The 14939-nt window shown below is 53.4% G+C and carries 13 protein-coding genes and 1 pseudogene; 10 read left to right on the top strand and 4 right to left on the bottom strand.

Going from position 1 to position 14939, the window contains the following annotated elements; all coding sequences use genetic code 11:
* The first annotated feature begins 143 nt into the window (after positions 1 to 143).
* From ACLJPE_RS18800 to pspG, 3 genes and pseudogenes are all read left to right on the top strand, one after another.
* Positions 144 to 1455: pseudogene (locus tag ACLJPE_RS18800) on the top strand (conjugal transfer protein TraF).
* An 87-nt stretch (positions 1456 to 1542) separates the two neighbouring features.
* Positions 1543 to 2541 carry a tRNA dihydrouridine(20/20a) synthase DusA gene (gene dusA / locus ACLJPE_RS18805; RefSeq protein WP_001182224.1) on the top strand — a complete coding sequence of 333 codons (999 nt, stop codon included), beginning with the start codon at positions 1543 to 1545 and terminating at the stop codon, positions 2539 to 2541.
* A 167-nt stretch (positions 2542 to 2708) separates the two neighbouring features.
* Positions 2709 to 2951: an envelope stress response protein PspG gene (pspG, locus tag ACLJPE_RS18810; protein ID WP_001657979.1), complete on the top strand. Its 243-nt coding sequence runs from the start codon at positions 2709 to 2711 to the stop codon at positions 2949 to 2951.
* Between the two features lie 174 nt (positions 2952 to 3125).
* Here pspG and ACLJPE_RS18815 read toward each other — a convergent pair whose 3' ends face one another.
* Positions 3126 to 4109: a quinone oxidoreductase gene (locus ACLJPE_RS18815; protein WP_000235555.1), complete on the bottom strand. Its 984-nt coding sequence runs from the start codon at positions 4107 to 4109 to the stop codon at positions 3126 to 3128.
* A 64-nt stretch (positions 4110 to 4173) separates the two neighbouring features.
* Between ACLJPE_RS18815 and dnaB the strand changes: the two genes are divergently transcribed.
* The 6 genes from dnaB to ACLJPE_RS18845 all read left to right on the top strand — a co-directional run bounded on the left by dnaB (position 4174) and on the right by ACLJPE_RS18845 (position 9883).
* Positions 4174 to 5589 carry a replicative DNA helicase gene (gene dnaB / locus ACLJPE_RS18820; RefSeq protein ID WP_000918353.1) on the top strand — a complete coding sequence of 472 codons (1416 nt, stop codon included), beginning with the start codon at positions 4174 to 4176 and terminating at the stop codon, positions 5587 to 5589.
* 31 nt (positions 5590 to 5620) lie between these two features.
* Positions 5621 to 6700, top strand: coding sequence for an alanine racemase (alr, locus tag ACLJPE_RS18825; protein WP_001147300.1), 1080 nt, complete (start codon positions 5621 to 5623; stop codon positions 6698 to 6700).
* Positions 6701 to 6885: 185 nt separating this feature from the next.
* Positions 6886 to 8079 (top strand): aromatic amino acid transaminase, encoded by a 1194-nt coding sequence (tyrB, locus tag ACLJPE_RS18830; protein ID WP_000486913.1) that lies wholly within the window; start codon positions 6886 to 6888, stop codon positions 8077 to 8079.
* A 186-nt stretch (positions 8080 to 8265) separates the two neighbouring features.
* Complete coding sequence (gene aphA / locus ACLJPE_RS18835) at positions 8266 to 8979, top strand: acid phosphatase AphA (RefSeq protein ID WP_000724436.1); 714 nt, start codon at positions 8266 to 8268, stop codon at positions 8977 to 8979.
* Positions 8980 to 9107: 128 nt separating this feature from the next.
* Entirely contained in the window at positions 9108 to 9524 is a 417-nt protein-coding gene (locus tag ACLJPE_RS18840; protein ID WP_000270392.1) for a secondary thiamine-phosphate synthase enzyme YjbQ, read from the top strand.
* A gap of 2 nt (positions 9525 to 9526) precedes the next feature.
* Positions 9527 to 9883, top strand: coding sequence for an MmcQ/YjbR family DNA-binding protein (locus tag ACLJPE_RS18845; RefSeq protein ID WP_000155665.1), 357 nt, complete (start codon positions 9527 to 9529; stop codon positions 9881 to 9883).
* On the opposite strand, the gene ACLJPE_RS18850 is transcribed toward ACLJPE_RS18845, so the two are convergent.
* The 3 genes from ACLJPE_RS18850 to uvrA all read right to left on the bottom strand — a co-directional run bounded on the left by ACLJPE_RS18850 (position 9884) and on the right by uvrA (position 13621).
* The gene (locus ACLJPE_RS18850; RefSeq protein ID WP_000146586.1) at positions 9884 to 10222 is read right to left on the bottom strand and encodes a hypothetical protein; all 339 of its coding nucleotides are present in this window, start codon (positions 10220 to 10222) and stop codon (positions 9884 to 9886) included. It abuts the gene before it with no gap.
* Positions 10209 to 10664, bottom strand: a complete 456-nt coding sequence (locus ACLJPE_RS18855) for a hypothetical protein (RefSeq protein WP_000432213.1) — start codon at positions 10662 to 10664, stop codon at positions 10209 to 10211. The genes ACLJPE_RS18850 and ACLJPE_RS18855 overlap by 14 nt, the downstream gene beginning before the upstream one ends.
* 131 nt (positions 10665 to 10795) lie before the next feature.
* Complete coding sequence (gene uvrA, locus ACLJPE_RS18860) at positions 10796 to 13621, bottom strand: excinuclease ABC subunit UvrA (RefSeq protein WP_000357722.1); 2826 nt, start codon at positions 13619 to 13621, stop codon at positions 10796 to 10798.
* 247 nt (positions 13622 to 13868) lie between these two features.
* Between uvrA and ssb1 the strand changes: the two genes are divergently transcribed.
* Positions 13869 to 14399: a single-stranded DNA-binding protein SSB1 gene (gene ssb1 / locus ACLJPE_RS18865; RefSeq protein WP_039514766.1), complete on the top strand. Its 531-nt coding sequence runs from the start codon at positions 13869 to 13871 to the stop codon at positions 14397 to 14399.
* Positions 14400 to 14939 lie beyond the last annotated feature (540 nt).

Below are 14939 nucleotides of genomic sequence, written 5' to 3' on the forward strand. Positions count from 1 at the left end.
GCGCCAGTATTCTCATCTATACCTAATGAGGGTCGATATTATAACAACAGGATTTAACATCACTATTTCACAGCAATAGTTCGCCTCTGTCCGGTAAAGCGTGGCGGAGGGATTACTTCACCTGATAATAAGATGGGCTAACTGTGAACAAAAACGTCAAACTTTCACTGATTGCTATCGCGGTCTCGCTTTTTATGGCAAAGCAGGCGAGAGCCGCCAATACCTGGACGGAAGCGCGTAATGACGCAATGGGCGGGACGGGCGTTGCGTCCGCGAATTATGGCAGCGGAGTACTATTAAATCCGGCGTTACTGGCAAAAGCCAAACCGGAAGACAATATCACTGTTGTCCTTCCTGCGGTCGGCGTCCAGATTACGGATAAAGACAATCTCCAGGATGAAATTGACGATATCAGCGATAAAGTGGATTACTACGATGAGGTCGTCGATAACCTTACGCTGGGGGCAAATTCTGCTCAATCCGCGAGGCGTGCTGAATCAATTTCAGGGCGCCGCGCGCGACCTGGCCGATGAGCTGGAATATCTCAACGGAAAAACCGCTCGCGCCAATGCCGGCGCCGGGTTGGCGGTAAGTATTCCAGGGCAAACGCTTTCCGTGGCGTTTATCGCCAAAGGTTATGCGCATGGGCGCGTGAGTTCGTCCATTGATCAGAACGATATTCAGTATCTGCGCGATATCCAGCATGATGAACGTGTTGCGCTTCGTGAAGCAGGACGCGCTGCTTTATTGGGGTCTGACGAAATTACAAAGCATTTAAACTCTACCGCGTCGGGGCGGGTAGCGATTGTATCTGACTACGGTATTGCGCTGGCGAAGCAGTTTGTGGTGGGCGAGGTGCCTGTTTCCATTGGCGTTACGCCAAAACTGCAAAAAACCTGGCTCTATAACTACACCACCTCAATTTATAACTACGACAGTAGCGACTGGAATAGCAGCCGTTATCGCAATGATGATACGGGTTTTAACATTGATGCGGGGCTTGCTGCCGATATCGGTGAAAACTGGACGCTGGGGCTGAGCGGGCAAAATCTGGTATCTCGCGATATCGATACGAAAGATATTTACATCACTAATGGTATGACGGGAGAAACCACCAACTACAAAGATACATACCAAATCCGCCCCCTGGTTACCGCGGGCATCGCATGGCATAACGATTTGCTGACCGTAAGCGCCGATGGCGATCTGACGGAAACGAAAGGCTTTAAGAGCGAAGACAATTCACAGTACGTGGGTGTCGGCGCTGAAGTTCGACCGTTGTCATGGCTGGCGGTGCGCGCAGGGTATCGTGCGGATGTGAAAAATAACGATAGCAATGTGGTTACCGGCGGTCTTGGCTTTGCGCCCTTTAACCGCGTGCATCTCGACTTAATGGGACTGTACGGCGAAGATGAAACCTGGGGGGCAGGCGCGCAGCTTACAATGACATTCTGAGGTGCTTTCACCGGAGGCGCTACGCCTCCGGTTTAGCGTTATGCTATAGTAACGCCCCTTTTTTAACCGGATGCTTATTTATTCGCCATGCAGCCTGAAACCCAGTCCTCCGCTTTTCCTGCTTATCGCTTCTCCATCGCGCCTATGCTCGACTGGACGGACAGACATTGCCGCTATTTCCTGCGTTTGCTGTCTCGCCAGACGCTGCTCTACACCGAAATGGTGACCACGGGCGCGATTATTCACGGTAAGGGTGACTATCTGGCTTACAGCGAAGAAGAGCATCCGGTCGCTCTACAGCTTGGTGGAAGCGATCCGGCTCAGCTTGCGCATTGTGCAAAGCTGGCGGAAGCGCGTGGCTACGATGAAATTAACCTCAACGTGGGGTGCCCTTCCGATCGCGTGCAAAATGGTATGTTTGGCGCCTGTTTGATGGGCAATGCGCAACTGGTCGCCGATTGTGTTAAAGCCATGCGTGATGTCGTCTCGATTCCGGTGACGGTAAAAACCCGCATTGGTATTGACGATCAGGACAGTTATGCGTTTCTGTGTGATTTCATCGATACGGTTTCCGGTCAGGGCGAATGCGAGATGTTTATTATCCATGCGCGCAAAGCCTGGCTTTCTGGCTTAAGCCCGAAAGAAAATCGTGAGATCCCGCCGCTGGATTACCCGCGCGTCTATCAGCTAAAGCGGGATTTTCCGCACCTGACCATGTCCATTAACGGCGGCATCAAATCGCTGGAAGAGGCGAAGGAGCATCTGCGCCATATGGATGGCGTCATGGTTGGCCGCGAAGCTTATCAGAATCCGGGTATACTGGCCGCGGTGGATCGGGAGATCTTTGGCGCCGATACCACCGATGCCGACCCGGTTGCGGTGGTTCGCGCGATGTATCCCTATATTGAGCGTGAGTTGAGCCAGGGAGCGTATCTGGGGCATATCACTCGCCATATGCTGGGGTTGTTCCAGGGCATCCCCGGCGCGCGGCAGTGGCGTCGCTATCTGAGCGAAAACGCCCATAAAGCTGGCGCGGATGTTGCTGTACTGGAGCAGGCGCTAAAACTGGTAGCAGACAAGCGTTAAAAGTTCGCCAAAAATTAGTCAATCTCACCACGTTCTGTGCAGTCTTGCAGGGCGTTTTCTTTATATATCAATAACATAAATATTGGCATGATTTTTGTAATAGCTTACCTGACCAGACCCGGTAAGCGCCATGCCGCCGGGCAATGCCATCTTTATGGGGAACGACTATGCTGGAACTACTTTTTGTGCTTGGCTTTTTTCTGATGTTAATGGTGACGGGCGTCTCCTTGCTGGGCATTCTGGCCGCGCTGGTTGTAGCGACTGCCGTCATGTTCCTGGGCGGAATGTTCGCCCTGATGATCAAGCTGTTACCGTGGCTACTGCTGGCGGTGGCTGTGGTGTGGGTGATCAAAACAGTAAAAACGCCAAAAATCCCACAGTATCAGCGCAATAACCGTCGGTTTTACTAAGGTATTGAGCGGTTCGTCACAACCTGGAACTTTGCCCTCACAGGCAAATAGGAATCGATTATTAAATCTGTCATGATTGCGCAGGTAACGAATTCATCGCGCTGTACCCTACATACAGCCGAACAAAAAAAGAAAGGGCTTCCCGGGTGGAAGCCCAATTTCTTTGCAGAGCTATTACGGAATCAGCAGGCTTGAGCCCTGTGTGGCCCGGCTTTCCAGCACTTCATGCGCGCGACGGGCATCTTTTAACGCATAGCGTTGATTTTCAGCCACATCGACTTTAATCACGCCGCTGGCGATCAATGAGAACAATTCATTGCTGGCTTCGGTTAGTTCTTCACGCGTCGTAATATACCCCTGTAGTGAAGGTCGCGTGGCATACAGGGAACCTTTCTGATTCAGAATACCTAAATTCACGCCGGTGACGGGGCCGGACGCATTGCCGAAACTGACCATCAGTCCCCGACGTTGCAGGCAGTCCAGTGAGGCTTCCCAGGTATCTTTCCCCACGGAGTCATAGACCACTCGGACTTTTTTGCCGCCGGTGATCTCTTTTACCCGTTCTACAATGCTCTCCTCACGGTAATTAATTACCTGCCAGGCGCCGGCGTCCAGCGCCCGCTGCGCTTTTTGCGCGCTACCGACGGTACCGATAAGCTTCGCGCCCAGCGCTTTCGCCCACTGGCAGGCGATCAGACCGACGCCGCCCGCAGCGGCATGAAACAGGAAGGGTTCGTCGGGTTTCACTTCATAGGTTTTGCGCAACAGGTAAAAAACGGTCAATCCCTTGAGAAAAGAGGCTGCCGCCTGTTCGAAGGAAATGGCGTCAGGTAAAATCGCGGCTTTATCTGCGGGGACGTTATGGACGGAACTGTAAGCGCCGAGCGTTGACTGCGCGTAGACGACGCGATCGCCCACGCGAATGTGCTCCACGCCGTTGCCGACTTTACTGACCACACCCGCAGCTTCGGTTCCCAGGCCCGCAGGCAACGACGGGGGCGGATAGAGTCCGCTACGGATATAGGTGTCGATGAAGTTGATACCAATGGCTTTGTTCTCAACCTGGATTTCGTGTTCCGCCGGTTCCGTTGGCGTAAACTCCACGGTCTGAAGCACTTCCGGACCACCATGCTTGTGAAATTCAATACGCGTTGCCATGCTTCCTCCAAAAGAAATGTGGTAATCTTTCGACCCAATCACTATCTCGGTAACTCCATTCACTATGGCAGGAAATAAACCCTTCAACAAACCACAGACTGATGCCCGCGACCGCGATCCGCAGGTTGCCGGGATAAAAGTACCGCCGCACTCGATTGAAGCGGAACAGTCGGTGTTGGGCGGTTTAATGCTGGATAACGAGCGCTGGGACGATGTGGCCGAGCGCGTGGTGGCGGAAGATTTCTATACCCGCCCGCATCGCCATATCTTTACGGAGATGGGGCGCTTGCAGGAAAGCGGCAGTCCTATCGACCTGATTACGCTCGCGGAATCGCTGGAGCGGCAGGGCCAACTGGACAGCGTCGGCGGTTTCGCCTATCTGGCGGAGTTGTCTAAAAACACGCCAAGCGCGGCGAATATCAGTGCTTATGCGGACATTGTGCGCGAACGCGCCGTGGTCCGCGATATGATCGCGGTGGCGCATGAAATTGCGGACGCTGGTTACGATCCACAGGGGCGTAATAGCGACGAACTGCTGGATCTGGCGGAGTCGCGCGTCTTCCAGATCGCGGAAAACCGGGCCAACAAAGACGAAGGCCCGAAAAGCATCGACCAGATTCTCGACGCTACCGTGGCGCGTATTGAGCAGTTGTTCCAGCAACCGCACGATGGCGTTACAGGCGTGGATACCGGCTATCAGGATCTCAATAAAAAGACGGCAGGGTTACAGCGTTCGGATTTGATTATCGTCGCGGCGCGTCCCTCCATGGGTAAAACCACTTTTGCGATGAACCTCTGCGAAAATGCGGCGATGTTGCAGGATAAACCGGTACTGATCTTCAGTCTGGAGATGCCCGGCGAACAGATCATGATGCGTATGCTGGCCTCGCTGTCCCGCGTCGATCAGACACGTATTCGTACCGGTCAACTCGATGATGAAGACTGGGCGCGAATCTCCGGCACGATGGGCATTCTGCTGGAGAAACGCAATATGTATATTGACGACTCCTCAGGTCTTACGCCGACAGAAGTCCGTTCGCGCGCGCGGCGTATTTTCCGCGAACATGGTGGGTTAAGTCTGATTATGATCGACTACCTGCAATTGATGCGCGTGCCGTCGCTTTCTGATAACCGTACTCTGGAAATCGCCGAAATTTCCCGCTCGTTGAAAGCGCTGGCGAAGGAACTTCAGGTGCCGGTCGTGGCGCTATCGCAGCTTAACCGCTCCCTGGAACAACGCGCGGATAAACGTCCGGTGAACTCCGACCTGCGTGAATCCGGCTCTATTGAACAGGATGCCGACTTAATTATGTTTATCTACCGTGATGAGGTTTATCACGAGAACAGCGACTTAAAAGGCATTGCTGAAATTATTATTGGTAAGCAACGTAACGGTCCTATCGGTACGGTTCGTCTGACGTTCAATGGTCAGTGGTCGCGCTTCGATAACTATGCGGGACCGCAATACGATGATGAGTAACTCTCCGTCATTCTGTTAACAAGGAATTCAAATGCAAGCGGCAACAGTCGTCATTAACCGCCGCGCTCTGCGACACAACCTGCAACGTCTGCGTGAACTGGCGCCTGCCAGTAAGCTGGTTGCGGTGGTGAAAGCGAACGCTTATGGACACGGTCTTCTGGAGACCGCGCGAACGCTCCCTGATGCTGACGCTTTTGGCGTGGCGCGTCTTGAAGAGGCTCTACGTCTGCGAGCGGGCGGGATCACGCAGCCTATCCTGCTGCTGGAGGGTTTTTTCGACGCCGCCGATCTGCCGACCATTTCCGCGCAATGTCTGCATACCGCCGTACATAATCAGGAGCAGCTTGCCGCCCTGGAGGCGGTGGAGCTGGCGGAGCCAGTAACGGTCTGGATGAAACTGGATACCGGTATGCATCGTCTCGGCGTGCGTCCCGAAGAGGCGGAGGCGTTCTACCAGCGTCTGACGCACTGTAAAAATGTACGCCAGCCGGTGAATATCGTCAGTCATTTTGCCCGTGCGGATGAGCCGGAATGCGGCGCTACCGAACATCAGCTCGACATTTTTAATGCCTTCTGTCAGGGTAAACCCGGTCAGCGCTCTATTGCCGCGTCTGGCGGTATTCTGCTGTGGCCGCGGTCTCACTTTGACTGGGCGCGTCCGGGCATCATTTTGTATGGCGTATCGCCGCTGGAACACAAACCCTGGGGGCCGGATTTTGGTTTTCAGCCGGTGATGTCTTTAACCTCCAGTTTGATCGCGGTGCGTGACCACAAAGCGGGCGAACCGGTGGGCTACGGCGGGACATGGGTGAGTGAGCGCGACACGCGCCTGGGCGTGGTGGCTATGGGTTATGGCGATGGCTACCCACGAGCGGCGCCTTCCGGTACGCCAGTGCTGGTCAATGGTCGTGAAGTCCCGATTGTCGGGCGGGTGGCGATGGATATGATTTGCGTGGATTTGGGGCCAAACGCGCAGGATAACGCGGGCGATCCGGTGGTCTTATGGGGCGAAGGTCTGCCGGTTGAACGTATCGCTGAAATGACAAAAGTAAGTGCTTACGAACTTATCACGCGCCTGACTTCAAGGGTGGCGATGAAGTATATTGATTAAATACGCGGCAGGCCGGGTGGCGCTTGCGCTTATCCGGCTTGTCTCGCGCATTGGCTGTAGGCCGGATAAGACGTTCACGCCGCCATCCGGCAATATGCGCATCCACCACAACATCCTCTCGATCTTCTCGTCCTTCCGGTTTATTGTGTTATTTCCTGCCCTCTGTAAACCTGGAGAACCATCGCGTGTTTCAAAAAGTTGACGCCTATGCCGGCGATCCGATTCTTTCACTGATGGAGCGTTTTAAAGACGACTCCCGTCACGACAAAGTAAATCTGAGCATTGGCCTGTATTACAACGAAGACGGGATTATCCCACAGCTCAAAACGGTGGCCGAAGCCGAAGCCCGGCTTAACGCGCAGCCGCATGGCGCTTCGCTGTACCTGCCGATGGAAGGACTCAATACTTATCGCCATACTATCGCGCCTTTGCTCTTTGGCGCCGATCACCCGGTTCTTCAGCAACAGCGCGTGGCTACTATCCAGACATTAGGCGGTTCCGGCGCGCTGAAAGTGGGCGCGGATTTCCTGAAGCGTTATTTCCCCGACGCAGGCGTATGGGTGAGCGACCCTACCTGGGAAAACCATATTGCGATATTTGCCGGGGCAGGATTCGAAGTGAGTACTTACCCCTGGTATGACGACGCGACTAACGGCATCCGTTTTAACGATCTGCTGGCCACGCTGAATACGTTACCTGCACGCAGTATCGTGCTGCTGCACCCCTGTTGTCACAACCCGACCGGGGCGGATTTAACACCTTCGCAATGGGATGCGGTGATTGAGATAGTGAAAGCGCGCGATCTGATTCCGTTCCTTGATATTGCCTATCAGGGTTTTGGCGCAGGCATGGACGAGGATGCTTACGCTATTCGCGCCATTGCCAGCGCCGGGTTACCTGCGTTAGTCAGTAATTCTTTTTCGAAGATTTTCTCGCTGTACGGCGAGCGCGTCGGCGGCCTGTCCGTGGTGTGTGAAGATGCCGAAATCGCCGCGCGGGTTCTGGGACAGCTAAAAGCGACGGTGCGCCGAATTTACTCCAGTCCGCCGTGTTTCGGCGCTCAGGTGGTCGCTACGGTCCTGGGCGATGAGGCGTTAAAAGCGAGCTGGCTGGCGGAAGTCGACGCGATGCGTAACCGCATTATATCGATGCGCCAGACGCTGGTGAAGGAGCTGAAGGCGGAGATGCCTGACCGCAACTTTGATTACTTGTTAGAGCAGCGCGGTATGTTCAGCTATACCGGGTTAAGCGAGGAGCAGGTCGAGCGGTTGCGCGATGAGTTTGGCGTTTACCTGATTGCCAGTGGCCGCATGTGTGTCGCCGGGCTTAATGATTCAAATGTACACCGCGTGGCGAAGGCATTTGCCGCTGTCATGTAATATTCAGGCCGGACGGCGATAACAGTGCCCTCCGGCCTGACAATAGCTGTTGTGATCATCCTCTTTTTTCGTAACAAAACCGCAGATAATCCTTCCTTTTGACCGTTACTGGCGTTATGGTCAGATAGTTTTTTGAGCAAAGACTCATCTTAATAACTATAATATTCTGAATTTTAAGGGAAAAGCATGAAAAAAATAACCCTGGCGCTGAGTGCCGTCTGTTTGTTGTTTACGCTAAACCATTCCGCGAATGCGTTAGTATCTTCCCCTTCGACGCTCAATCCGGGCACTAACGTTGCAAAACTCGCGGAACAAGCGCCTGTCCATTGGGTCTCTGTCGCCCAGATTGAAAACAGCCTCACCGGACGCCCGCCGATGGCGGTCGGCTTTGATATTGACGACACCGTGTTATTTTCCAGCCCCGGATTCTGGCGCGGAAAGAAAACCTACTCCCCGGACAGCGACGATTATCTGAAAAATCCGGCCTTTTGGGAAAAAATGAACAACGGCTGGGATGAGTTCAGTATTCCAAAAGAAGTGGCCCGACAGCTCATTGATATGCATGTTCGCCGTGGCGACAGTATTTACTTTGTCACTGGTCGTAGTCAGACGAAAACGGAAACCGTGTCGAAAACGCTGGCGGATAACTTCCATATTCCGGCGGCGAATATGAATCCGGTGATTTTCGCCGGCGATAAACCGGGACAAAATACGAAAGTTCAGTGGCTGCAGGAGAAGAATATGCGTATCTTCTACGGCGATTCGGATAACGATATTACTGCGGCTCGTGATTGTGGTATCCGCGGTATTCGCATCCTGCGCGCGGCTAACTCCACCTACAAACCGCTGCCGCAGGCAGGAGCGTTTGGCGAGGAAGTCATTGTCAACTCGGAGTACTAAAAATCAGGAGAGCGACAGGCTCTCCTTTTTTGCATGATTTTTGCACAAACTTGCCCCGCTGGCTTTTACCTTTTCCAGACTTGCTGCACACTATTCAGGAGACGTTTGTTTTTAGGAAGGAGCAGCCTATGTGGTATCAGCGCACCATTACACTGAGCGAGAAGCCGCGCGGGTTTCATCTGATAACAGATGAAATTATCGATAAATTGTCTGGCTTACCGCCTGTCGAAACGGGTTTGCTGCATCTGTTGTTACTACATACCTCGGCCTCGCTGACGTTAAACGAAAACTGCGATCCCACCGTGCGCGCTGATATGGAGCGCCATTTCCTGAAAACCGTTCCCGATAATGCGGCGTATGAACATGATTACGAAGGCGCAGATGACATGCCTTCGCATATTAAGTCGTCAGTATTGGGCGTCTCGTTGCTGCTGCCTGTACGCCAGGGGCGTTTACAGTTAGGAACATGGCAAGGTATCTGGTTGGGAGAGCACCGTATTCACGGCGGTCCACGTAAAATCATCGCGACACTACAAGGGGAATGATAATGACCATTTCGGAATTACTGCAATACTGCATGGCAAAACCTGGCGCAGAGCAGAGCGTCCACAGCGACTGGAAAGCGACGCAAATTAAAGTGGAAGATGTACTTTTCGCGATGGTAAAAGAAGTTGAAGGACGCCCGGCAGCCTCTCTCAAAACCAGCCCGGAACTGGCAGAGTTGTTACGTCAGCAGCACAGCGATGTACGACCGAGTCGGCACCTTAATAAAGCGCACTGGAGCACGGTCTATCTGGACGGATCGCTGCCGGATTCACAACTCTATTATCTGGTCGATGCCTCTTATCAACAGGCGGTAAATGCGCTGCCGGAAGATAAACGCAAGCAGTTGCCGCAGTCCTGATTATAGCGCGCCGACCAACAACGCCAGGGCGATATCAATGAGGCGGATGACCGTAGACCGGATACGGCTGTCGAGGGCGATTTGCGCATTATTGGCGCGTAGCCTGGCGAGGTCCCGCTGTCCTTCCAGCAGAATAATCATATCGTCGTCGTCCAGCCAGCCGCGAGCATGTTCCTGAAGCGCGCGGGCGATAAACGCAGCGGACTCGCGTATACCGTCGTCGCTGTCTTCTCTTGCCTGCTTATACGCCTGGATAAACTCGGCAATCGCCGAGGAGGCTACAGGATGTTCGGCCCGGGCGGTGGTCATCAGGTTATGTATTTCGTTAATAGACGCCATTTTCTTCTCCCTGAGTACAGCGTGCGCCCCAATGCAGACACTCACCCTGTATGGCTAATTTCCAGACCTGATTATTTTGCTGTTGGTATCTCTCAGCCTGGATGTAAGTAAGTGGTTGCTTACGTTGCATAACCCGCGCATAAAGACGCAAATAGTGATTTTTCAGCAGCGCCAGATTATCGAGTCGATGTTTATCCCCACCTTGACGGGCGACCCGCTCAGCCTGAAAAAATGTCTGGCGGATATCGCGGTCATCCTTGAGCAGTGTCTCTTTTTGCCACGGTATTCGCGCCGCGTCCTGCAGGAAGCGGGTTGAGCGCGCTTGTAATAGCGTCAGTTGTTGAAAAGCCACGGCGCTAAAGCGGTCAGGCAGCGTACAGGCGGATAAAAACAGGCACAGCAGTAGTGTGATTGCGTAGGGCAACTTCATGGTGTTTTCCATAACAGACCGTTTGCGCTATCACATGTCAGAGCGAGGCGGCACGCAAATCACAAATGCTCAACACGGATACAATGAGGTGGGATGAGGAAAAATGATGCCGCTTCCCGGCGAATCGGAAAGCGGCGTGAAGGTTATTTGAGCATAGGTTTAAGGAAGCGGGCGGTATGCGACGCCTCGCACTCCGCCACGGTTTCCGGCGTACCGGAGACGAGAATTTCGCCGCCGCCGCTGCCGCCTTCCGGGCCGAGGTCGACAATCCAGTCCGCCGTTTTAATGACGTCCAGGTTGTGTTCGATCACCACGATGGTGTTGCCCTGATCGCGCAACTGATGCAGAACGTCAAGCAACTGCTGAATATCAGCAAAGTGCAGGCCGGTGGTCGGCTCGTCGAGAATATACAGCGTCTGCCCGGTGCCGCGCTTCGACAGTTCGCGCGCCAGCTTCACGCGCTGGGCCTCGCCGCCGGAAAGCGTCGTCGCCGACTGACCAAGACGGATATAGGTCAGCCCCACGTCCATCAGCGTCTGCAGCTTACGCGCCAGCGCCGGAACCGCATCAAAGAACTCACGCGCTTCTTCAATGGTCATATCCAGCACTTCGTGGATGGTCTTGCCTTTGTACTTAATCTCCAGCGTTTCCCGGTTATAGCGCTTGCCTTTGCACTGGTCGCACGGCACGTAAATATCCGGCAGAAAGTGCATTTCGACTTTAATGACGCCATCGCCCTGGCACGCTTCGCAGCGACCGCCGCGCACGTTGAAGCTGAATCGCCCTGGCGTATAGCCGCGCGCGCGAGACTCCGGCACGCCAGCAAAAAGCTCGCGAACCGGGGTAAAGACGCCCGTATAGGTCGCCGGGTTGGAACGCGGGGTGCGCCCGATCGGGCTCTGGTCGATATCGATCACTTTATCGAAATGTTCCAGCCCCTGAATATCCCGATACGGCGCCGGTTCGGCGATAGTCGCCCCGTTTAACTGACGCTGGGCGATGGGGAACAGCGTATCGTTAATCAGCGTTGATTTACCGGAACCCGAGACGCCGGTGATACAGGTAAACAGCCCTACCGGTAGCGTAAGGGTCACATCTTTCAGGTTATTGCCGCGCGCGCCGGTGAGTTTGAGCACTTTTTCTGGATTTGCCGGCACGCGTTGTTTCGGCACTTCAATTTTGCGTTTACCGCTCATGTACTGGCCGGTCAGCGATTCCGGTACCGCCATAATGGCTTCCAGCGGGCCTTCCGCCACCACCTCGCCGCCGTGAACGCCCGCGCCGGGGCCAATATCAATCACATGGTCGGCGGCACGGATGGCGTCTTCATCGTGTTCCACCACAATCACGGTATTGCCAAGATTGCGCAGATGAATCAGCGTACCCAGCAGCCGTTCGTTATCGCGCTGGTGCAGACCGATGGACGGTTCATCCAGCACATACATCACGCCGACTAACCCGGCGCCTATCTGGCTCGCCAGACGAATACGCTGGGCTTCGCCGCCGGAAAGCGTTTCTGCCGAGCGGGAGAGCGTGAGATAGTTCAGGCCGACGTTCACCAGAAACTTGAGGCGATCGCCGATCTCTTTTAGCACTTTTTCGGCGATTTTCGCCCGTTGCCCGGAAAGCTTGAGATTAGTGAAAAAATCCATCGCATGGCCAATGCTCATATCGGAAATAGCAGGCAGCGGCGTATTTTCCACAAATACATGGCGCGCTTCGCGATTCAGTCGCGTTCCTTCACAGCTGGCGCAGGGGCGATTACTGATGAATTTCGCTAGCTCTTCGCGCACCGCGCTGGATTCCGTCTCTTTATAACGGCGCTCCATATTATGCAGCACGCCTTCGAACGGATGGCGGCGCACGGAGGTATCGCCGCGATCGTTCATATATTTAAATTCGATGTTCTCTTTGCCGGAACCGTACAGCACGACTTTGTGTACGTTGGCGCTGAGGCTTGCCCACGGCGCATCCACGTCGAACTTATAGTGTTCCGCCAGCGACTTGAGCATTTGAAAGTAGTAAAAATTGCGACGATCCCAACCACGAATCGCGCCGCCTGCCAGCGACAGGTCGGGATTCTGGATCACGCGGTCCGGATCGAAATATTGCTGAACGCCGAGGCCGTCACAGGTCGGGCAGGCGCCTGCCGGGTTGTTGAACGAGAACAGACGCGGTTCCAGCTCGCGCATACTGTAGCCGCAAATCGGACAGGCAAAATTGGCGGAGAACAGAAGCTCCTCCGCTTTCTCATCGTCCATATCGGCAACAACCGCCGTGCCGCCGGATAATTCCAGCGCCGTTTCGAACGACTCCGCCAGGCGTTGGGAAAGATCGTTGCGAACTTTGAAGCGATCGATCACCACCTCAATAGTATGTTTCTTTTGCAGCTCCAGCTTCGGCGGATCGGAGAGATCGCAGACTTCGCCGTCAATACGGGCGCGAATGTAACCCTGGCTTGCCAGATTTTCCAGCGTTTTGGTGTGTTCGCCTTTACGCTCTTTAATAATCGGCGCCAGCAGCATCAGACGTTTGCCTTCCGGCTGTGACAGCACGTTATCGACCATCTGGCTAACGGTTTGCGCCGCCAGCGGCACGTCATGATCCGGACAACGCGGTTCGCCCACGCGGGCAAACAGCAGGCGCAGGTAGTCGTGGATCTCGGTAATAGTACCCACCGTAGAGCGCGGGTTGTGCGATGTCGATTTCTGTTCAATTGAGATCGCGGGCGATAGCCCCTCAATATGGTCGACATCCGGTTTTTCCATGAGCGACAAAAACTGCCGCGCGTAAGCGGAGAGCGATTCAACGTAACGACGCTGCCCTTCGGCATACAGAGTGTCGAAAGCCAGTGAGGATTTGCCTGAACCCGAAAGCCCGGTCACGACAATCAGTTTGTCGCGTGGGATGACGAGGTTAATATTTTTGAGATTATGGGTGCGGGCGCCCCGAACTTCGATCTTATCCATTCACCTTTCCCGGTAGAGACTCGGATGCCTGGTTTGTTTGAAGGACAAACGGCAGAAACGGCTAATTATGACACAATTTAACCTGTTTGAATATACAGTATTGGAATGCATCTTCAGCTAAAGTATGCAACAATATGAGGTTCGCGCGAGTGACCTGGAACCTGCATCGCAGCTATTAAAATGCTACGTGGAAATGGTACACTCACGCGTTTACACTATTTATGAAACGTATTCAGGAGACTCAATTATGGCCAGCAGAGGCGTAAACAAGGTGATTCTCGTTGGTAATCTGGGCCAGGACCCGGAAGTACGCTATATGCCGAGTGGCGGCGCTGTCGCCAACTTAACGCTGGCTACTTCTGAATCCTGGCGCGATAAGCAGACCGGCGAAATGAAAGAGCAGACTGAATGGCACCGGGTGGTGATGTTCGGCAAACTGGCGGAAGTGGCCGGCGAATATCTGCGTAAAGGTTCTCAGGTGTATATCGAAGGTCAATTGCGTACCCGCAAGTGGACCGATCAGAGTGGCCAGGAACGCTATACGACTGAAATTAACGTTCCGCAGATCGGTGGCGTGATGCAGATGCTGGGTGGTCGCCAGGGCGGCGGCGCACCGGCAGGCGGTCAGCAGCAGGGGGGTTGGGGTCAACCGCAACAACCTCAGCAGCCGCAGGGCGGCAACCAGCTCAGCGGCGGCGCGCAGTCGCGTCCACAGCAATCCGCGCCAGCGCCGTCTAACGAACCGCCAATGGATTTTGACGACGACATTCCGTTCTGATTTTTGGTAAAAAACTCAAAGCGTTATTTGCATTTTCGCTATAGTTCTCGTCTGCTGAAATGCCTGGTGTAAACCAGGCATTTTCTTACCTGGTATTATTGTCTTTGTCTCCCTTTCAAAAAAGAGAAGCGCATATCTTACGGAAAAATGTCGCTTATCGCCTCTGGCCGACTCGCCTCGGCACATCATTATCCAGCCGAAGTTCATAAATGTACTGCAATAACCCGGATTGTCTTAAATATGAAAGAGAAATCTCATCTGCAAAATATATAATTTATAGCCATTTTTTGACAACAAAAAGATATTATAAAATAACGTTAGAGAATGGTCGGTATTATCAATAGTTAATTAAATGTTTGCTTTAGCTTGTGATGAGGTCAAATATGATATGTTCATCTTGCTTTATTTTTAATTGCTGAAGATAAACTTGTTACTTATAGCTGGCTTTATATAAAAAATGGTTTTATTTATGTATTTTTTTACGCAATTCTGATGTTTTACTCCCCACTTATTATATTTTTAATGATTTAAGTTATATTG

This window comes from Salmonella sp. SAL04196, assembly GCF_046550835.1.
Lineage (GTDB): Bacteria > Pseudomonadota > Gammaproteobacteria > Enterobacterales > Enterobacteriaceae > Salmonella > Salmonella enterica.